Here is an 18,167-nt window from a genome sequence, read left to right on the forward strand (position 1 = left end):
CGCGCCGCATCTACGCCGGCGCCGATGATGTGCTGCTGACGCAGGCCTCTCCCAGCACAGCGCCCGGCCTGGCCCAAGGCGGGGCGGCTACGCGTTCGCAAAGCACCGCATAGGGCAGCCCCCGGGACACACCCGTGGCGTCCCGGGCCCATGGTCCCGCACCGCCCCCCGCGACGGTCGCGGCGACCCGTGCTAACCGGTGCCGCTTGCCTCCCGCCTGCGGCGCTCCGCCCACACCACCAGGGCCAGGGTGGCCGCTCCCATCACGAAGCCGGTGAATACCGGGCCCAGGGCATGCCCGAAAAACCGGAAGAACTGGGTGTAGCCCTGGATGACGAGGAATGTCCAGGCATAGCCACGCAGCATCCGCAGCCGGTAACGGATTCCAAGCGACATGAGCGCGGCATTGAGACCGAGCCAGGCGAGGTTGAACAGCCACAGTTCCCCGGCACCGGCCCGGTGAAAGCCATCCGACAGCTCGAAGCTGCCGAACAGGGACAGCAGCCACAGCGCCATCTCCGCAAAGAACACCCCGGCGGACAGCCACACCAGGAAAAAGCCGCGATAGCGGGCCAAAGGCCCCGCCTCCGCCAGTCGGTGGAGCCCGCCGGCGAGAGCGACGGCGAGACCGGCCAGAAGGAAACGCAGCGGATAACTCATCCCGAACCAGTACACGCCCCAGCCCGAGGCATAACCGGTGGCCCCGCCGAACCAGGCGAAGAACACCACCGCCGCCGCGATCAGGAGCAGCAGGTTGTCCAGCACGTACGCCAGGACCAGGAGCACCCCCAGGTCGATAAGCAGCAGCGCCGGCCAGTTGCCGGAGCCGGCCGAGATGATCGCCCCCACGGTAAAGGTCAGGGCGATCACCAGCAGGCCGCCCAGAAGCTCCAGGCCCCGGGGTGTCCAGTGGTAACCGCCGCGCCGCCTGAGCCGGAGGCCGCCCGCGAAAGCGGCGACGACGCAGACACCGAGCACCGCGGCGAGCCTTGCCAGCGAGAAACCGAGCAGCTCACGGCCCAGCAGGACCACGCCGGCCGCGGCACTGATACCGCCGAATATCGCGAACCACCGCCCCAGCGAACGCCAGTCCCAGCCGGCATCGGGATAACGGGCCGCAAGGGCGGAGAACCCGGCGTCGTCGAGCACACCTTCGCGTCGCAGCGCCGCAAGCTCACGGCGCACCCGCCGTCTGAAGCGCGCGGGACTCATGACGCCCGCCCCGCGCCGAAGCGCTCACACATGCCCCCGATGCCGACACCGAGCAGTCCGCAGACCAGCAGGAACCCCCCGATGGAGACCTCGTCCCAGAACCGTTCGAACAGCCGCGTATACACATCGATAGCCAGGAAAACGACGCCGAACCCGGTGAAGCGTCCGTCCCGGAGCACCGCCCCGGCCACGATCTGGGCGACGCCGGCGGCGCTGAACGCCAGCACCCAGCCGGTGCCTCCGGGCCGTATGGAGAGTATCCAGAGGCAGAGATTGAAATAGACCAGCCCCCAGACCAGCCAGAGATGTCCGAAACCGACCTGGCGTCGCAGCCAGCGCCTTTCGCCCACCGACTCGTGCAGGACACCGAACACGACCGCCGTGAGACCGGCGACCGCCATGTCCCGTTCATTCTGGATGTCCAGGAAATAGCCACCATGACCGATATAGCCATGACGGGTGCCCGCCCAGTGGAAGAGCAGAAGCAGCCCCAGGAACAAGGGCCACCGCAGGGCGTTCGAATAGGCCACCGCCAGGGCGGCAATCGCCGTGAGCAGCATCGCCAGCAGCGGGATGTCCGCCCCGCCCCCGCCGCCAAGACCGAAGTACAACAGCAACGCCCCGGCGTAACCAGCCGCGAGCGCAAAGGTGATGAGCACCCCGCCGGTGACGGTCAGCCCCCGGCGTCGATCCCGCGCCAGGCCGATCCCCGCCCAGCCGGCAGCGAAAGCGGCGGCCAGTACCAGCACGGCCAGGGCAACGGGGGAGGCGCTCTGCAGCAGGATCCCCACCCCGGCGAGGGAAGAAGCGGCAAGCAGGACTACCGCGATCCCCCCCAGCAACCGGACCGCCATTGCCCCGGCGCCCTCCGCGTCAGCGTATCGCGCAGCGAGACGTGCGGCCAGATCGTCGTCGACCACGCCCTGGTGCCGCCACGCCGCGACCTCCGCGGCCATGCGTTCACGGAATCCCTGCGCCATGCCTCCGCCCTGTTCCATCGGTCCGTCGCGTCGGTGAGGCGCCCGCCGACCCGTGACCGGACCGCTGCATCGAACGCCTGTTGCTCGCCAGCGCATCGCCGTCCAGGCCCCTGCGAATACCGCCCATCGGCCACTGCCACGACGTTCGCCGCCAGGCCTTAAGGCACCGCCCCGCCGTGCCGATACACCGTCGACACCACGAACCATAAAGCTTAACCACCATTACTCGTTCGCGGTAGGAACTGCTCACGTTGACTGCCCGGGGAACTACATCGATGATGACTTGGCTCAAATCCAGCCTGCGTAACTGGCTGCTGGCATCCGTCGGCCTGGCGATGGCCGTGGTCTGCATTACGGCGGTGATCGCCGTGGTGCGGCTCAACACGAGCATCGGCGACTACGAACGCCTGCTCACACGCTACGTCCACGCCGAGACCGAGATCCTCGCGACCAACCGGCTGTTCAAGCAGCAGGTCCAGGAGTGGAAGAACGTACTGCTGCGCGGCAGTGACGACGCTCAGCGCGAGAAGTACTGGCGCCAGTTCCGCGAGACCGAAGGCGAGGTGCAGTCCCGCATCGAGGACCTGATTGCTGCGGCCCCGACGCCGGCGATCCGCTCGACACTGCAGAAATTCCTCACCGCCCACGAGAACATGGCCGAACAGTACCGGCAGGGCTACAAGGCGTTCGTCGATAGCGGCTTCGACCACCGTGCCGGCGACACCGCGGTCCGTGGCATCGATCGCGGACCGACCGAGCTGCTGAGCAAGGCAGCTGACCAGATCGGCACGCTCACCCGCCAGCAGCGCGAAGCCGCGTCCCGGACGGCCGGTATCGCCACCGACTGGAGCCTGCCCGTCATCGTCGGCGTCTCCATCGTGGCCCTGGCTCTGCTGTTCTGGATGCTCAACCGCAGCGTGGTACACCCCACCCGCCGGCTCGCCGACGCCATCGACGCGTACTCCCACGGCGACTTCCGGAACGACACCGGCGTCGACCGCGCAGATGAACTCGGCCGCCTCTCCGAGGGTTTGAAGGGCATGCGCAGCAACATCACCGACATGCTCGCACGGATGCAGGAAGCGGCCCGGTCGCTCGCCGAGACGGCGCAGGAGCTGACCCGGACGGCGTCCGGTCTCGCGGACGACAGCTCCGAGGTACGCTCGCGCACCGAAGGCAGCGCCAGCTCCATCTCGGAGATGTCCGCCACGATCCAGGAAGTCGCCCGCAATGCCTCTGATGCCGCCTCCGCCGCGGACCAGGCGGGCGACAACACCCAGAGTAGCCTCCGGGCGATGGACGAGAACGTCACGGCCGTCAAGCACATGGACGATCTCGTGAGCGAGCTCGGTAACGCCATGGAGCAGCTGCAGCAGGACACCACCGAGATCGGCACCGTACTCGAGGTCATCCGCGGCATTGCCGAGCAGACTAACCTCCTCGCCCTCAACGCCGCCATCGAGTCCGCGCGGGCCGGCGAGCACGGCCGCGGCTTCGCGGTGGTGGCCGAGGAGGTACGCACCCTCGCCCAGCGTACCCAGGAATCCACCGAGGAGATCCGCCAGACCATCGAGAAGCTCCAGTCCGCGGCGACCACCGCGGGCGACCTCACCCGGAAGGGACGCGAGCGCGCCGGATCGACGCTGGAGCAGGCCGAGTCCACCGCGACGGCCATCCGCGACGTCGAGACGGCCGTTTCGACCATGCGGGATCTCAACCTGCAGATCGCCACCGCCACGGAAGAGCAGAGCACCGTCTCCGAGGACATCAACCGGACCATTACCGAGGTCGCCGAGCTGACCTCGCGCTCCGACGAAGGGGCGCAGGGCATCAGCCACGCGGCCGGGGAGCTCGACAGTCTTTCCCGCCGACTCGACGAGATGTTCCGCCGCTTCCGCATCGCCTGATGCCGGGGGGGGGTGCTTCCGCCGCCCGTCAGACCGCCGTTGCAGCGACGGCGGTCGCTTCCTATACGTGAAGCAGGCTTGCCTCAGGGCATCCGGAACAGGTGGAGGAGGTCCCGCGATGGCTGTCGGTCACGACCCCGTGGTCGGGGACTGGTACATGACCCCGTCAGGGGACAGCTTCGAGGTCGTCGCCTTCGAGAGCGATGACGATAGCATCGAGATCCAGTACTTCGACGGTGCCGTGGAGGCACTGGACATGGAGACCTGGCTCGATATCAGCGCCCGTCCCATCGAGCCCCCGGAGGACTGGTCCGGCTCCATGGACGTCAGCCGCGAAGACGTCGGCACCGAGGACGTCCCCCAGCCCCACTCCGCATCCAGCCCGCTGGACGACCCGGACCTTTAACCCCGCTGCACCGCCGCGGTGTCGCCATACGCGGACACACCGCCACCGGCCAGCACGGCTATCCGGCGGTCGTTGACGGCGTACGCCCCCGATCCCATCGTCGCAGGCAGAGGGCCCCGCCGGAGAGGCCTGGTGCATCGACGGCGGGTCAATGCGGGTGACGGGGCCATAGAGCGGCCGTGGGTACGGCGCATCGCCGATGGCACCCCGGCCGGTACCGAACTCACCCCCGGACAATGGAGAACCGGAATGCGACGCACCCTTTTTCTCGCCCTTGCCCTTATGCTCGGATTCGGTCTGGTCGCCTGTGACGACGAAGGCCCCGCGGAGAAGGCGGGCGAGCAGGTGGACGAGGCCGTCGAAGATACCGGCCAGGCGATCGAGGAGGCCGGCGACGAGATGGAGGAAACCACGGACAACATGAGCGACGGCAACTGACACCCCTTCCCTTATCGGGTACGGGTGCGGCATCGACCGCCCCGTGCCCATCACACAGCGACCGGGACAAAAGACAATGAAAACCCTTGGACGCATATTCCTGTCCGGACTCGCCGCGGTCGTGCCGATCGCCCTGACCTTCGCGCTACTGGCATGGCTGGGTCTGTATGCCGAGCGCGTACTCGGCGCGATCAGCGAGTGGCTGCTGCCGGACACCCTGGCCTTCCCGGGTCTGGGACTGCTGCTGGGTGTCGCGCTGGTCTTCGGCGTGGGCGTGCTGATGCAGGTCTGGATCGTGCGCCGGCTGTTCGATCTGAGCGAGCGCCTGCTGGAACACATCCCGCTGATCAAGACCATTTACGGCTCGATCCGCGACGTCATGCAGATGTTCTCCCCCCACGACGGCCAGGACACCGGCCGCCCCGTGCTCGTGCGCGTGCCGGGCCGCTCCGAGGCGGTGCTCGGCTTCCTGACCCGGGACGGGCTCGGCGATGCCCTGGGCGGCGAGGACATGGTGGCGGTGTATCTGCCCATGAGCTACCAGATCGGCGGCTTCACCCTGGTGATGCCCCGGGGACAGGTCGAGCCCGTGGACATGGGCGCACAGGACGCCATGCGCTTCGTGCTGACCGCCGGCATGGGCGTGTCCGAGCGGGGCTCCAATGGTGCTAACCAGGGGGAACATTATGAGCGGTGAGCTCCCGCTGCTGGAGATGCTTGCCCGCCTGTCGGCAGCGACGGGGCTGGCGATGCTGCTGGGCCTGGAGCGCGAGCTCCGCGGCAAACCAGCCGGGCTTCGCTCGCACATGCTGGTGGCGCTCGGCGCGGCATCGTTCATGCTCATCGGCATGGACATCCTGCTCTCCGCCGCGGAGGGCAAACCGGGGGCCGCCAGCATCGACCCCACCCGCATCATCGAGGGCGTGATCGGCGGCATCGGCTTCCTTGGGGCCGGCAGCATCATTCGTAGCAACACCGGTATTCAGGGCATCACCACCGGTGCCGCCATCTGGACTGTCGGCGCCATCGGGGTCGCCTGTGGCGCCGGCGAGCTGGCGCTGGCGGCCGTCGTCACGGCGCTGGCGCTCGTCATCGTCGTGGTGCTGGGCCTGTTCGAACGCGGCGTGATCGAGGAGGGCCAGGACCCGTGAGCCGGCGGGTTACGGCACCGCGGCAGGCCGGCGATGGCGGCTGCCGCGGTGCCAGTAGCGGCTCAGCATGGGCTTGACGCTGATCCCGTGGACCAGGATCGAGAGCGTCACCACGATAAGCGTGATGTGGATCAGCTCCAGCGCCACGGACTCGCTCAGGCCCTGGTCGATGGCATACATCAGGTAGTAGAGCGAGCCGATCCCGCGCACGCCGAACCAGGCCGTCATCATCCGCATGCGCCGCGGCGCGCGGCTGCCGAGCAGCCCAAGCCAGACCCCGAGCGGCCGCGCGACCACGAACAGGAACAGCGCCGTGGCCACCGCACGCCAGCTCCAGGAGTTGAGGAACAGCGTGCCGCCGACGAGCAGGATCACCACCACCTCGCTGAAACGTTCGAGCTGCTCCTTGAACAGCAGCGACGCGTCGGTAATGCGGTTTCGCGCCAGCGGCTCGGCACGGACCTCCGTCTGGCGCAGGGCGACAGCGGCGGCAAACACGGCCAGGAACCCGTAGGCATGGATGCTCACGGTGAGGCCGTAGACCGTCGCGATGAGCCCCAGGCCCACGAAATCGTCCATGAGCACCGCGTCGGGCCAGCGCCGGCGCACCTCGACCGCAGCATGCCCGACGAGCACACCCGCCGCCAGGCCGATGCCCACGCCGGCGGCACTCGCCCACAGCACGTCCCGCAACACCCAGGCCGTACCGGCCTCTCCCAGCGGATGGATACCCAGCAGCCCGAGCCCCAGCAGCACGAACGGGAAGGCGGTGCCATCATTGAGCCCCGCCTCCGAGGTCAGCGCCAGACGCAGGCGGTCCCGGTCCCCCGGATGGCGCACCTGCACGTCGGTGGCGAGCACCGGGTCCGTGGGCGCGAGGATCCCCGCCAGCAGGATCGCCGCCCCGGCGGAGAGCCCGAGGACGACGTAACCAAAAACGGCCATCACGGCGATGGTCACGGTCAGCGCCACCGTGGCCAGCAACGCCGTGGTGCGCCAGCGGCGCAGGCTGAACGGTCCCGGCATCTTCACGCCCGCCGTGTACAGGGAGAGCAGCACCGCGAGTTCGGTGATCAGCTCCAGGGTCTGCGACTGCTTGAGCGGGTTGAAGTGATAGGCCTGGAGCAGCGTGGGCCCGGCCACCAGACCCACACCCAGGTAGAGCATGGCGGTAGTCACGGGCAGCCGGTCGACGGCCGACCGGGTGAACCCCATGGCCACGAGCAGCAGTCCGATCAGCAGGAACGCCATCGCGCTGGTCATCGTCTCGTGTCACCTCGTCGGAATGATGGCAGGGCGGCCCGCGCCAAACCGCGACGGACCGGGGGAGGATCATAGGCCGCCACGAACCGCATGGCGATGCCGTCGCCGCCGGACGGCGCGGTACCGGCGGCCGTCGCCGGGCGGTGACGCCACCGCTCTCCCGCCGTCCCGGGACGGGGTGCCGCATCGGACCGGTCGCGTCTCACCGCGAAGGCCGGGGCAGCAGGACGACGCCCGTTCGGGCTGTGACGGTGCGCGGTACGGCGACCGTCCCGCGGCCTGTTGTGTTGTTGCCGGCGACCCATCGCACCTGACCCGGGGATCCCTCGTTACGCCGGGGCGTCAGGCCCACACGAGAACGCCCGCCGGCACGGGGGCACCGGCGGGCGTGTGGGACCGGCAGACGTGGCAGGTGCACGTGCCGGCGGGCGACTACTGGCGCAGTGCCTCGACGGAGATGTTGATCTCCGCGGTCTTGGGCTCCGGAATGTTGTTGTCGGCGAAATAGGTCAGCCCGAAATCCGCCAGATTGATCGTGGCGCTGGCGGAAAAGGCACGCCGGAAGTTCCCCCAGGGATCCTTGCGCGCGGCGAGCTCCTGGACCTTGAACTCCACCGTGTGGGTGTTGCCCTTGATGGTCAGCTCACCGGTGAGCTTCGCGGAGTCCGGACCGGTGGGCTCGTAGGAAGTGCTCACGAACTTCGCCGTCGGGAACTCCCCGGTCTCGAACAGGCCGTCGCGTTCACGCAGGTGCTTGTTGCGCTCGGCGTGAAAGGTGTCGACGGACTCGGTCTGCACCGTGAACTCCGTCGAGCTCGCGGCACGGTCCTCCGGATCGTAGGTGATGGTGCCGGAGAAGTCGTGGAACACCCCGGGCATCCACGAGAACCCGATATGGCTGGTCTTGAAGGTAATGAACGTATGTGCCGTATCGAGCTTGTACTGCTCGGGAGCGGCCTGGGCGGCGGTGACGCCGAACGCCAGCAACGTGGCGGCTATTGTCGTCAGGATGCGCTTCATCGGTCCCTCCTGGTGATTGTGACTCTCGATGGATTGCTCGGAACTCACCGGCCGGGACGGAGCATGCGTACCAGCGTGCGGTCCCGGTCGACGAAATGATGCTTGAGGGCGGCGAGGGCGTGGACCGTGGCGATCAGCACCAGTGCCCAGGCGCCGTAATAATGGATCGCACCGGCCAGCTCCTCCTGCTGCTCCACGCCGGAGACGAGGGCCGGCACCTCGAACCAGCCGAACACACTGACCGCATCGCCCTGCGCCGTGGTGATCAGATAGCCGGCGGCGACGACACCGAGCATCAGCGCGTACATGACCCAGTGGGCCGCCAGCGCACCGGCGCGCTCCCAGCGTGCCATGCCGGTCTCGAAGGCCGGCCGCGGGTTGAGCCCGCGCCAGATCAGGCGCGCGAGCACGGCCGCACCCACGAGCACGCCGATGGAGCGGTGGATGTCAGGGGCGGTGGTGTACCAGGGGTGGTAATAGGAGAGGTCCACCATCCACAGCCCCAGGCCGAACAGGCCGAGAATGGCCGCGGCGATGAGCCAGTGAAGCACGATGCTGACCAGTCCGTACGCCGATGTCGTATTGCGCCACACTGTCGCGTCCCTCGATCACGGTTGCGCAGGCCAGACCGCCTTGGCGACCCCGCCTGCCTGACGCCGCCAGTCTCCGCACCGTGCCGGCGCCCGGCAAGCGGGCACACATCAACATATTGTTAACCATATGGAAACCATTGCCGGCCACAGCCCGTTCGGCCGGAAAAGTGCGGAAACGATAAGCCGGAGCTAATCCGCGTCCCCACCGCCGTCGGGCTCGAGGCGCAGCTCCCGCCCCCGCTCGTCGCAGGTCAGCAGGGTCACCGGCCGGCGCCACACCCGGTAAATGTAGTCGAGCACATGGCGCGCCCGCGCCAGGTCCAGCCCCCGCCCGTCGTCGGCAACGTTCTGACGCAGCACCAGGCCGCCGTCGCGCTGTAGCTCCTCGACCACCACCCGCGGCGCACCGAAGTTGTACTTCGGCCCGAGCAGGGTCTCGTGCAGCTCGGCAAGGTTGGAATCGGTCACCCGGATCTGGCCGTCCTGGCGCGCCGCATAGACGAACAGCTCCAGCTCCCGGGCCCGCTCGGCGGTGAGGTAGTTGCGCACGAAGCCGAAGTCGTCCTCCTGGCTCATCACCGCCCGGGCCGCCTCCAGGCCGTCGTTCTCGACGATGTGCTGCCAGAGCACGTAGCCCAGGTGATACGGATTGACCTGCAGTGAGATGCGGCTGTCGCCGCCGTAGGGCCGGACCACGTCGGAATGCGTCTTCATGCAGTCCACGTACGCCTGCGAGGGCAGGAAGTCCGCCTCGCGCAGCAGCCGCGCGTGCCAGTAGCTCGCCCAGCCCTCGTTCATGATCTGGCAGTTGAACACCGGCTGGAAGTAGTACGCCTCCTTGCGTACCGCGAGGAAGATGTCGCGCTCCCAATCCTCCATCTCCGGGGCGTACTGGGCGATGAACCACAGCAGGTCGCGCTCGGGGTGCGGCGGGATCCTCGGCGGCGCCCGGTGCTGCGGGGCGTCGCCGAGCCCTTCCGCCTCCCCGGGTAGCATGGCGTAGCGGTCCTGGAACTCCGGCTCCGCGTCAGCCTCCGCCGTCCCGGCGCCGGCCGCGGAACGGGTGCTCTCGTAGCGCGGGCGGTTGAGGGGCTGGTCGGTGTCGATGTGCGGCTCCAGCGCCAGGGCCGCGTCCAGCACCGCCTCGACGCGCCGCTCGCCCACGGTCTCGATCACCTCCTCGATACGGTGCGCGTGCGCCGCCGCCTGCTCGACGATGTGGTAGCCCACCTGGGACTGGCTGTGGGCGAACAGCAGGTTGTTGCGCGAGAAGTCTGCGTGCCCGAGCACGTGGGCGACGACCAGGGTGTTCTCCTCGACGCTGTTGGTGTCCACCAGGAACGCCCGGTTGGGATTGCCCGGGAAGACCACCTCGAAGATTCGCGAGTGCCCCATACGGTGCTGGACCATCTGGTAGATCCAGCGCACGCCGAACGACCAGTGCGGCATACGCACCGGCAGCCCGTAGACGGCGATCTCGGTCATGAATGCCGAGGGCACCAGCTCGAAGTCGACGGGATAGTGCTCCAGCCCCAGCTCCCGGGCCAGGGCCTCCATCCTCGGAACCGCCTGCTCCAGGGTCAGGGTCATATCAAACCGCCTCCGCCGCGTCCGCCTGATCGGTGAAGAACGCCCGGATCGCCGGCCAGATATCGCCGTCGTCGCTGAGCGCGTAGCTGCCGCAGGGCACGCCCAGCGCCGCGAGCTCGCGCCAGATGATGGCGACCTCGGTATCGAGCCGCCGGTGCCCGGCGTGGGACACCTCGGCATAGCCCATGAAGTTCATCTGCGGCGCCAGCCGCGCGAGTATCTCCGTCGCCTTGCCACGATCCTCGCTGAAGTTGTGGCCGTCGGTGGCGTAGAAGAGATAGCAGTTGTAGCGCGACGGGTCGTAGCCCGCCTCCAGCTCCTCCTCGACCTTCAGCAGCCCGGAGGAGCTGCGTGTGCCACCCTGGCCGTGGACCTGGAAGAAGGCCTCCTCCTCGAAGGTCCACGCCTCCACGGTGTGCGCGACAAACACCGTCTCCACCGCGGAGAACTGCCGGCGGATGCCCGCCAGGGCCCAGAAGAAGAACGTCTTGGCGAGCTTGCGGCAATGCTCGTCCATGCTCGATGAGACGTCCAGCAACAGGAAGACGACCGCATTGGTGCTCGGCTTGCGCCGGCGTGCGAGCTGGCGGAAGCGCAGATCGTCGTTGCTGATCGGCACCGCCCCGGGGCCCGTGGCGCTGCGCCGCTTGATCGCCTCGCGCATGGTACGGCGGCGGTCGAGCCGCGAGCGCGCCCCGCGACGGTCCCAGCCCTCGCGGATGAGCTCGTCGGTCTCGACGCTGTCGCCCTGCTTGGGCTGGAGATTGGGTAGCTCCAGCTCCTCCCACAGCCAGTCGAGGATGTCGTCGACGCGGAACTCCAGCACGAAGGTCACGCCGCCGTCGCCCTCGCCCGCGCCCTCTTCGCCGCCGGCCCCCGGGTGCCCCGGCTGGGCGGGACGAAGCACGTCACCGGGCTCCGCCTGGCCCTGGCCAGCGCCCTCCTGCTCGCTCGGGTCACGGAGCCGGAAGCGGTAGTGCTCCATGAACTTCACCGGCACCTGGACGGTGCGGTTGTCCGGCCGGGACAGGATGTCGGAGCCGGCCACCAGGTCGGGGAGCTGCTCGCGCACCGCCTCGCGCACACGGCGGTTGTGACGGAGCCAGTCCCGGGTGCCCCGGGAGAAGAGGTCGTACCAGTGGCCGTCGGCGTCGCTGCCGTGGGTCTCGATGAGCGTCATTGCGCCCTCCTCGCCCGCCGATGCGGGCTGTCTCGCACTATTCCTGGGACAGCAGCGTGGTCACGTAGTTGAGCGCCTCCCGTGCGCCGTGACGGTCGTAGCCGTAGTCGCCGATCAGCCGCTCCTCGACGGCGGCGATCTTCTCCTTCGCCTCCTCGTCCGGGCGGGTCACCGAGGTCACCAGACGCAGCACGTCGCGGCGCTCCTCGAACAGATAACGCTCCATGGCCTCCTTGAGCCGGGTGTGGGAGTCGAGCGTGAAGCTCTCGCCGCGCTTGTAGGCGACCATCGCCTTGCGCACCACCTCCTGGCGGAAGGTGTTCTTGCCGGCGTCGGAGATGTTGATCTTCTCCTCCACCGAGCGCAGGAAGCGCTCGTCCGGCGGCCGCGACTCGCCGGTGATGGGGTCGTTGACCTCGCGGTTGTCCAGGGTTGCCTCCACCTCGTCGAGGTACTTCTCCAGCAGGCTAGCGCTCTCCTCCTCGAAGGAGACGAACAGCGCCTTGTGCACGTCCTCCTTGACCCAGTGGTTGTAGAAGTCCTTGCGCGCGGTGACGAGGAAGTCCACCCACGCCCGCTTCTGCTTGGACTCGATGCGGGCGTCGTTCTCGATGGCATCCTTGAGGGTGACCAGCACCTCCATGCTGGTGAGGCTGCTGACGTCGCTGCGCGAGATCGCGTTGGACAGCGCGTTGACCACGAACCGGGGCGACACGCCGGAGAGCCCCTCGTCCTCGTGCTCGTGCTGCACCCGCTCCTTCTCGCTCGCCGAGACCCCCTCGACCCCCTCATCGGCATACAGGTGCACCTTCTTGGAGAGGTCCAGGTCCTCGCGCTCGGAGGGCTTGAGCCGCGATAGCACCGCGAACACCGCCGCCACCTCCAGGGCATGCGGGTCGAGGTGGACCTGCTGGAAGGTCGGGGCCTGGGCGATGAGCTTGCGGTAGATCCGGGCCTCGTCGTGGTAGTTGAGGGTGTAGGGCACCTGGATGATGACCATGCGGTCGAGCAGGGCCTCGTTCTCCTTCTCCTGGAGGAACTTGCGGAACTCCGCCAGGTTGGTGTGGGCGATGATGGTCTCGTCCACGTGGATCAGCGGGAAACGCGAGACCTTGACGTTCTTCTCCTGCGTGAGGGTGAGCAGGAGGTAGAGGAACTCCCGCTTGACCTTGAGGATCTCGATCATCTCCAGCAGCCCGCGGCTGGCGGCGTAGACCGCACCGGACCAGCTCCATGCCCGCGGGTCGCCCTCGTCGCCGTACTCCGAGACCTTGGCGAGGTCGACGGAGCCGATCAGATCGGCGATATCCGCCGTGGTCGGATCATGAGGGGCATACGTGCCGACACCCACGCGGTTGGCCTCGGAGAGGAAGACCCGCTCCACCGGGTACTGCATGAAATCGCCCTCGTACTCGCGCTCGAGCACCGAGCGGCAGTACGGCGAGAGATCGCCCTGGATGTCCACGCCGTAGGTCTCGCGAAACTCCGCGCGCAGGGTGTAGGGCACGAGGTTCAGCGGGTTCTCGTGCAGCGGCGAGCCCTTGAGCGCGTAGAGGGCCCCCTCCTCGGTGTGGCTGTATTCCTCCAGCCCGCGCTTCAACAGGATCACGAGGCTGGACTTGCCGCCGGAGGGCGGGCCGAGCAGGAGCAGCAGCCGGCGGCCGACCTCGGAGCCCGCGCTCGCGGCCTTGAAGTAGTCCATGATCCGGCGCAGCGGCCGGTCCATGCCGAAGAGCTCGTGGGAGAACAGCCGGAACTCCTCCCCCTCGGGCGTGGCTTCGGCCTCCCGTCGCTGCATCCAGCGCAGCATGTCCCAGACATACTGGTGGCTGCTGCGCGTAGCCAGCCCGGGCTGCTGCACGACGACCTGCTCCAGGTAATCCGCGAACGTGCCCTCCCACTGCTTCGCCCGGTGCTCACGGGTGAAGGCGCTCAGGGAATCCAGGAACTGCTCATGCCGCTCGCGCGGATTGCCGTTCGTGCTCGACATACCATCTCCTCCGTCACGGATTCGCCCGTCGGGACGCCCCCTGTGGAGACCCTCGGGACGAGGGCCTGTGATGGTTAGAGTGCGCCGGCGCGCTCAAGGTTTCCCGTCCGCCGCGTTATCACACCCCTACCGGAACTTGTAGCACACAGCCGCGGCGCAGGTGACAGGGACGGGGTCTCACGTCGAACACTTCACAGGCGTGCAGGGAAGGCGTACTTTCGCCGATCGGGACCTCTACCTGCCGCCCGGAACGGCGGCAGTTCCCAACATAGCAACGGATACCCAGGCGGATGCGCGCGCTCATCGTCTCCATCACGGCGTTGCTCGGCTCGACGGTCATCCTCATGACCGGCAGCGGGCTGCTCGGCACACTGCTGTCCGTGCGCATGGGCATCGAGCAGTACAGCCCCGGCATCACGGGCCTGGTGATGTCCGCCTACTTCGCCGGGCTCATGCTCGGCGCCCTCGGCGCCGGCGCGGTGATCCGCCGGGCCGGGCACATCCGCGCCTTCGCGGTCTTCGCCGCACTGGTCACCGCCGCCACGCTGGTGCACGCGCTGTGGATCGACCCCTGGGTCTGGGGCGCTCTGCGGGTGATCAGCGGCTTCTCCCTGGCCGGGCTGTACATGGTCATCGAGAGCTGGCTCAATGAGCGTGGCGCCGGCGGCGCCCGGGGCCGGCTGTTCTCCCTCTACCAGGCCACCAGCTACCTCGGCCTGGGCCTCGGTCAGCTCCTCATCTCCGTGCGCCCGGCGAGCGGACCGGAGCTGTTCATGCTCAACGCCGTATTGCTGGCGCTGTGCCTGGTGCCGGTGAGCCTCACCCGCGCCATCCACCCGACACCGCCGGAGCGCACGCCTATGGCGCTCGCGCTGGTCTGCCGCGGCTCTCCGCTCGGGGTGTTCATCTGCCTGGGGGCGGGCATCGTCAACGGCTCCGCGTTCGCGCTGGCACCGCTGTTCATCGTCGACCACGTGGGCCTGCAGAGCGTCGCCGTGTTCATGAGCGCCGTGATCCTCGGCGGCATGCTGCTGCAGTACCCCATCGGCCACCTCTCCGACGTCTTCGACCGGCGACGCCTGCTGGTGGCGGTGAACCTGGCGCTGGCCGCCTTCGCGGTGGTGATGCTGTTCGTCGCCAACAGCGGGCTGACCGTGCTCGCCGCGGTCGGCCTGGGCTACGGCGGCCTGACCTTCACGCTCTACCCGCTGGCCGTGGCCCATATCAACGACCGCGTGCGCTCGGACAACTTCGTCGGCGTCGCCGGCGCGCTGCTCTTCCTCTGGGGAATCGGCGCGGTGGTCGGCCCGATCGCCATCGGCCAGCTCATGAACCTCCTCGGCACCGAGGGGCTGTTCCACGCCGCGGCCGCCTGCGCCGTGCTGATGGCCACCGCGACCCTGGCCGCCCGGCGCGAACAGGTGCCCCACGAAGAGCAGACCGCCTTCGTGAGCATGGCCCGCACCACCACGGTCATCACCGAAATGGACCCGCGTGCCGATCCCGGGGAACAGGTGCAGATGGACTGGATCGAGGAGATGCAGACGTCGCAGGAAACGGAAGCCGCCGCGCCCTGACGCGGCGGCGGATCTGGAGCGGCCGACCGGAATCGAACCGGCATCACGACCTTGGGAGGGTCGGGTTCTACCGTTGAACTACGGCCGCCTTGCGGGGCGAACGCCCACCCGCGTATTTGTAGCCGGTTTCGGGGGCGAAACGCAAGCGCACTCCGGCCGGCTCCGGGCCGCCACCGCGGTCGCACCGGTGGCCGCGCGGCCATGCACCGCGAACGCACAGCACCACGCGCCCGCCTGGTGCGACGCCCCGTGTCGGGTCACAACGATAGACAGACACTATCACTAATTTAACGACAATCAATTGGAACAACCAATCGGTCGCCAGTAGGGTGTGCACTCGAGGTTCAACGTCACGGAAAGGAGTCGATACCAATGTCTCTCATCAACACCGAGATCAAGCCGTTCAAGTCCACTGCGTTCAAGGCTGGCGCGGATTTCTTCGATGTCAGCGACCAGGACCTGCGCGGCGGGTGGTCCGTGGTGTTCTTCTACCCGGCGGACTTCACCTTCGTCTGCCCGACGGAGCTCGAGGACCTGGCCGACCACTACGACGAGTTCCAGAAGCTGGGCGTCGAGATCTACAGCGTCTCCACCGACACCCACTTCGCCCACAAGGCCTGGCACGACACCTCCGAGGCCATCGGCAAGATCAAGTTCACCATGGTCGGCGACCCCACCGGTGAGATCACGCGCAACTTCGACAACATGCGCGAGGGCGAGGGCCTGGCCGACCGTGCCACGTTCGTGATCGATCCGGACGGCGTCATCCAGGCGATGGAGACCACCGCCGAGGGCATCGGCCGCGACGCCACCGACCTGCTGCGCAAGGTCAAGGCGGCGCAGTACGTGCGCAACCACCCCGGCGAGGTCTGCCCGGCGAAGTGGAAGGAGGGTGAGACCACCCTCGAGCCGTCGCTGGACCTGGTCGGCAAGATCTAAGCACACCGGTGCCGACCGCGGGTCCGCACCGCCGGACCCGCACGCATCCCAAGAGCGTGTCCGGCCCCGCCGGGGCCGGCACGCCCACCGAATCCGAACCAAGGGGGCATCGTCATGTTGGACGACAAGCTCAAGGACCAGTTGAAGGCCTATCTCGAGAACGTGACCCAGCCGGTCGAGCTGGTCGCCTCCCTCGATGATGGTGCCAAGTCCAGGGAGCTCGACGAGCTGCTGCGGGAGATCGAGTCCCTTTCGGACAAGATCAGCCTGCTGCGCCGCGAGGACGAGGACGACGACACCCACGTGCGTCGGCCCTCCTTCGATATCCGCCGCGCGGGCACAGACATCAGTGTGCGCTTCGCCGGCATCCCGCTGGGTCACGAGTTCACCTCGCTGGTGCTGGCGCTGCTGCAGGTGGGCGGCCACCCGTCCAAGGCATCGCGGGAGATCATCGAGCAGATCGAGGCGCTCGATGGGGACTACCACTTCGAGACGTTCTTCTCGCTGTCCTGTCAGAACTGCCCGGACGTGGTGCAGGCGCTCAATCTCATGAGCGTCATCAACCCGCGCATCCGGCACGAGGCCATCGACGGCGCGCTGTTCCAGGACGAGGTCGAGGCCAAGGAGATCATGGCCGTGCCGAGCGTCTACCTCAACGGTGAACCCTTCACCCAGGGGCGCATGACCCTCGAGGACCTCGTCGCCAAGCTGGACACCGGCTCCGAGGCCCGCGATGCGGAGAAGATGCGCGAGAAGGACCCGTTCGACGTTCTCGTCGTCGGCGGCGGTCCGGGTGGCGCGGCCTCGGCGATCTACGCCGCGCGCAAGGGCATCCGCACCGGCGTGGCCTCCGAGCGCTTCGGTGGCCAGGTGATGGACACCCTCGGCATCGAGAACTTCATCTCCGTGCCCTATACCGAGGGGCCGAAGCTCGCCGCTGCGCTCGAGGAGCACGTCAAGGAGTACGGCGTCGACATCATGGACCGCCAGCGCGCCGAGGCGCTGATCCCGGCCGAGGAGCCCGGCCGGCCCCACGAGGTGCGCCTCGCCAACGGCGCCAGCCTAAAAGGCCGGACCGTAGTGCTCGCCACCGGCGCGCGCTGGCGCTCGCTCGGCGTGCCCGGCGAAGAGGAGTACCGCAACAAGGGCGTGGCCTACTGCCCCCACTGCGACGGCCCGCTGTTCAAGGGCAAGCGCGTGGCGGTGATCGGCGGCGGCAACTCCGGCGTCGAGGCCGCGATCGACCTCGCCGGCATCGTCGATCATGTCACGGTGCTGGAATTCGCCGACAAGCTGGGCGCGGACGCCGTGCTGCAGAAGAAGCTCCACAGCCTGCCCAACGTGGACGTGATCTGCTCGGCGCAGACCACCGAGATCACCGGCGACGGCTCCCGGGTCAACGGCCTCGACTACAAGGACCGCGAGACCGGCGGGATGCACCACGTCGAGCTCGCCGGCGTGTTCGTGCAGATCGGCCTGCTACCCAACACCGAATGGCTCCAGGGCAGCGTGGCGCTGAGCAAGTACGGCGAGATCGAGGTCGACGCCCGCGGCGAGACCTCCGTGCCCGGTGTCTTCGCCGCCGGCGACGCGACCACCGTGCCGTACAAGCAGATCGTCATCGCCATGGGCGAAGGCTCCAAGGCGGCCCTCAGCGCCTTCGACTTCCTCATCCGCAACAGCGTCTCCGAGGAAGAAGACGCCGCCGCCTGAGCCGGACAAGACACTACCCGCAAGTCCCACGAAGCCCGGCACCCGCCGGGCTTTGTCTTTGCGCTGCCTACGCGGCAGCCAACGAGCTCACGGATCTCGATCAGCGTGTCCGGCATTTCTAAGCTGCCTACGCGGCAGCCAACACAAAGATCCTCGAGGAATCGGCCTACCGCGATTTCTAAGCTGCCTACGCGGCAGCCAACATCGG

The 18,167-nt window shown here is 68.1% G+C and carries 16 protein-coding genes and 1 tRNA gene; 8 read left to right on the forward strand and 9 right to left on the reverse strand.

Features of this window, described 5'->3' with window-relative positions:
- Positions 1-192: 192 nt before the first annotated feature.
- Both C516_RS0113965 and C516_RS0113970 read right to left on the reverse strand, forming a co-directional pair.
- Positions 193-1,212 carry a DUF2157 domain-containing protein gene (locus tag C516_RS0113965; protein ID WP_026321197.1) on the reverse strand — a complete coding sequence of 340 codons (1,020 nt, stop codon included), beginning with the start codon at positions 1,210-1,212 and terminating at the stop codon, positions 193-195.
- Positions 1,209-2,192 (reverse strand): hypothetical protein, encoded by a 984-nt coding sequence (locus tag C516_RS0113970; RefSeq protein ID WP_018719031.1) that lies wholly within the window; start codon positions 2,190-2,192, stop codon positions 1,209-1,211. The genes C516_RS0113965 and C516_RS0113970 overlap by 4 nt, the downstream gene beginning before the upstream one ends.
- A gap of 278 nt (positions 2,193-2,470) precedes the next feature.
- Here C516_RS0113970 and C516_RS0113975 point away from each other — a divergent pair, with 278 nt between their 5' ends.
- The 5 genes from C516_RS0113975 (at position 2,471) to C516_RS0113995 (ending at position 6,094) form a co-directional block, all read left to right on the forward strand.
- The gene (locus C516_RS0113975) at positions 2,471-4,099 is read left to right on the forward strand and encodes a methyl-accepting chemotaxis protein (RefSeq protein ID WP_026321198.1); all 1,629 of its coding nucleotides are present in this window, start codon (positions 2,471-2,473) and stop codon (positions 4,097-4,099) included.
- 118 nt (positions 4,100-4,217) lie between these two features.
- Positions 4,218-4,505, forward strand: coding sequence for a DUF6763 family protein (locus tag C516_RS0113980; protein WP_018719033.1), 288 nt, complete (start codon positions 4,218-4,220; stop codon positions 4,503-4,505).
- A 249-nt stretch (positions 4,506-4,754) separates the two neighbouring features.
- Positions 4,755-4,943, forward strand: a complete 189-nt coding sequence (locus C516_RS0113985) for a hypothetical protein (RefSeq protein WP_018719034.1) — start codon at positions 4,755-4,757, stop codon at positions 4,941-4,943.
- A gap of 76 nt (positions 4,944-5,019) precedes the next feature.
- A complete protein-coding gene (locus tag C516_RS0113990; RefSeq protein ID WP_018719035.1) occupies positions 5,020-5,640 on the forward strand; it encodes a DUF502 domain-containing protein in 621 nt (206 codons plus the stop codon).
- Positions 5,630-6,094, forward strand: a complete 465-nt coding sequence (locus C516_RS0113995) for an MgtC/SapB family protein (protein WP_018719036.1) — start codon at positions 5,630-5,632, stop codon at positions 6,092-6,094. Before C516_RS0113990 ends, C516_RS0113995 begins: the two co-directional genes overlap by 11 nt.
- 9 nt (positions 6,095-6,103) lie before the next feature.
- On the opposite strand, the gene C516_RS0114000 is transcribed toward C516_RS0113995, so the two are convergent.
- From C516_RS0114000 to C516_RS0114025, 6 genes are all read right to left on the reverse strand, one after another.
- Complete coding sequence (locus C516_RS0114000) at positions 6,104-7,357, reverse strand: cation:proton antiporter (RefSeq protein WP_018719037.1); 1,254 nt, start codon at positions 7,355-7,357, stop codon at positions 6,104-6,106.
- A 432-nt stretch (positions 7,358-7,789) separates the two neighbouring features.
- A complete protein-coding gene (locus tag C516_RS0114005; RefSeq protein ID WP_018719038.1) occupies positions 7,790-8,377 on the reverse strand; it encodes a YceI family protein in 588 nt (195 codons plus the stop codon).
- A gap of 44 nt (positions 8,378-8,421) precedes the next feature.
- A complete protein-coding gene (locus tag C516_RS0114010) occupies positions 8,422-8,970 on the reverse strand; it encodes a cytochrome b (protein ID WP_018719039.1) in 549 nt (182 codons plus the stop codon).
- A 189-nt stretch (positions 8,971-9,159) separates the two neighbouring features.
- Positions 9,160-10,560, reverse strand: a complete 1,401-nt coding sequence (locus C516_RS0114015; RefSeq protein ID WP_018719040.1) for a SpoVR family protein — start codon at positions 10,558-10,560, stop codon at positions 9,160-9,162.
- Position 10,561: 1 nt separating this feature from the next.
- Positions 10,562-11,740 (reverse strand): DUF444 family protein, encoded by a 1,179-nt coding sequence (locus tag C516_RS0114020; protein WP_018719041.1) that lies wholly within the window; start codon positions 11,738-11,740, stop codon positions 10,562-10,564.
- Between the two features lie 37 nt (positions 11,741-11,777).
- Positions 11,778-13,730: a serine protein kinase gene (locus C516_RS0114025; protein WP_018719042.1), complete on the reverse strand. Its 1,953-nt coding sequence runs from the start codon at positions 13,728-13,730 to the stop codon at positions 11,778-11,780.
- 290 nt (positions 13,731-14,020) lie between these two features.
- Between C516_RS0114025 and C516_RS0114030 the strand changes: the two genes are divergently transcribed.
- Entirely contained in the window at positions 14,021-15,307 is a 1,287-nt protein-coding gene (locus C516_RS0114030) for an MFS transporter (protein ID WP_018719043.1), read from the forward strand.
- A 14-nt stretch (positions 15,308-15,321) separates the two neighbouring features.
- On the opposite strand, the gene C516_RS0114035 is transcribed toward C516_RS0114030, so the two are convergent.
- Positions 15,322-15,395, reverse strand: a tRNA-Gly gene (locus C516_RS0114035).
- Positions 15,396-15,679: 284 nt separating this feature from the next.
- On the opposite strand from C516_RS0114035, the gene ahpC reads away from it, so the two are divergent.
- Positions 15,680-16,246 (forward strand): alkyl hydroperoxide reductase subunit C, encoded by a 567-nt coding sequence (ahpC, locus tag C516_RS0114040; protein WP_018719044.1) that lies wholly within the window; start codon positions 15,680-15,682, stop codon positions 16,244-16,246.
- Between the two features lie 114 nt (positions 16,247-16,360).
- On the forward strand, positions 16,361-17,959 hold the full coding sequence (gene ahpF, locus C516_RS0114045; protein WP_018719045.1) for an alkyl hydroperoxide reductase subunit F: 1,599 nt from the start codon (positions 16,361-16,363) through the stop codon (positions 17,957-17,959).
- Positions 17,960-18,167: the final 208 nt, after the last annotated feature.

Origin of the sequence: Arhodomonas aquaeolei DSM 8974 (genome assembly GCF_000374645.1) — a bacterium.
GTDB lineage: Bacteria > Pseudomonadota > Gammaproteobacteria > Nitrococcales > Nitrococcaceae > Arhodomonas > Arhodomonas aquaeolei.

Coding starts and splice junctions, on each gene's coding strand:
- C516_RS0113965 (WP_026321197.1), bottom strand. CDS start 1,212: ATGAGTCCCGCGCGCTTCAGACGGCGGGTGCGCCGTGAGCTTGCGGCG.
- C516_RS0113970 (WP_018719031.1), bottom strand. CDS start 2,192: ATGGCGCAGGGATTCCGTGAACGCATGGCCGCGGAGGTCGCGGCGTGG.
- C516_RS0113975 (WP_026321198.1), top strand. CDS start 2,471: ATGACTTGGCTCAAATCCAGCCTGCGTAACTGGCTGCTGGCATCCGTC.
- C516_RS0113980 (WP_018719033.1), top strand. CDS start 4,218: ATGGCTGTCGGTCACGACCCCGTGGTCGGGGACTGGTACATGACCCCG.
- C516_RS0113985 (WP_018719034.1), top strand. CDS start 4,755: ATGCGACGCACCCTTTTTCTCGCCCTTGCCCTTATGCTCGGATTCGGT.
- C516_RS0113990 (WP_018719035.1), top strand. CDS start 5,020: ATGAAAACCCTTGGACGCATATTCCTGTCCGGACTCGCCGCGGTCGTG.
- C516_RS0113995 (WP_018719036.1), top strand. CDS start 5,630: ATGAGCGGTGAGCTCCCGCTGCTGGAGATGCTTGCCCGCCTGTCGGCA.
- C516_RS0114000 (WP_018719037.1), bottom strand. CDS start 7,357: ATGACCAGCGCGATGGCGTTCCTGCTGATCGGACTGCTGCTCGTGGCC.
- C516_RS0114005 (WP_018719038.1), bottom strand. CDS start 8,377: ATGAAGCGCATCCTGACGACAATAGCCGCCACGTTGCTGGCGTTCGGC.
- C516_RS0114015 (WP_018719040.1), bottom strand. CDS start 10,560: ATGACCCTGACCCTGGAGCAGGCGGTTCCGAGGATGGAGGCCCTGGCC.
- C516_RS0114020 (WP_018719041.1), bottom strand. CDS start 11,740: ATGACGCTCATCGAGACCCACGGCAGCGACGCCGACGGCCACTGGTAC.
- C516_RS0114025 (WP_018719042.1), bottom strand. CDS start 13,730: ATGTCGAGCACGAACGGCAATCCGCGCGAGCGGCATGAGCAGTTCCTG.
- C516_RS0114030 (WP_018719043.1), top strand. CDS start 14,021: ATGCGCGCGCTCATCGTCTCCATCACGGCGTTGCTCGGCTCGACGGTC.
- ahpC (WP_018719044.1), top strand. CDS start 15,680: ATGTCTCTCATCAACACCGAGATCAAGCCGTTCAAGTCCACTGCGTTC.
- ahpF (WP_018719045.1), top strand. CDS start 16,361: ATGTTGGACGACAAGCTCAAGGACCAGTTGAAGGCCTATCTCGAGAAC.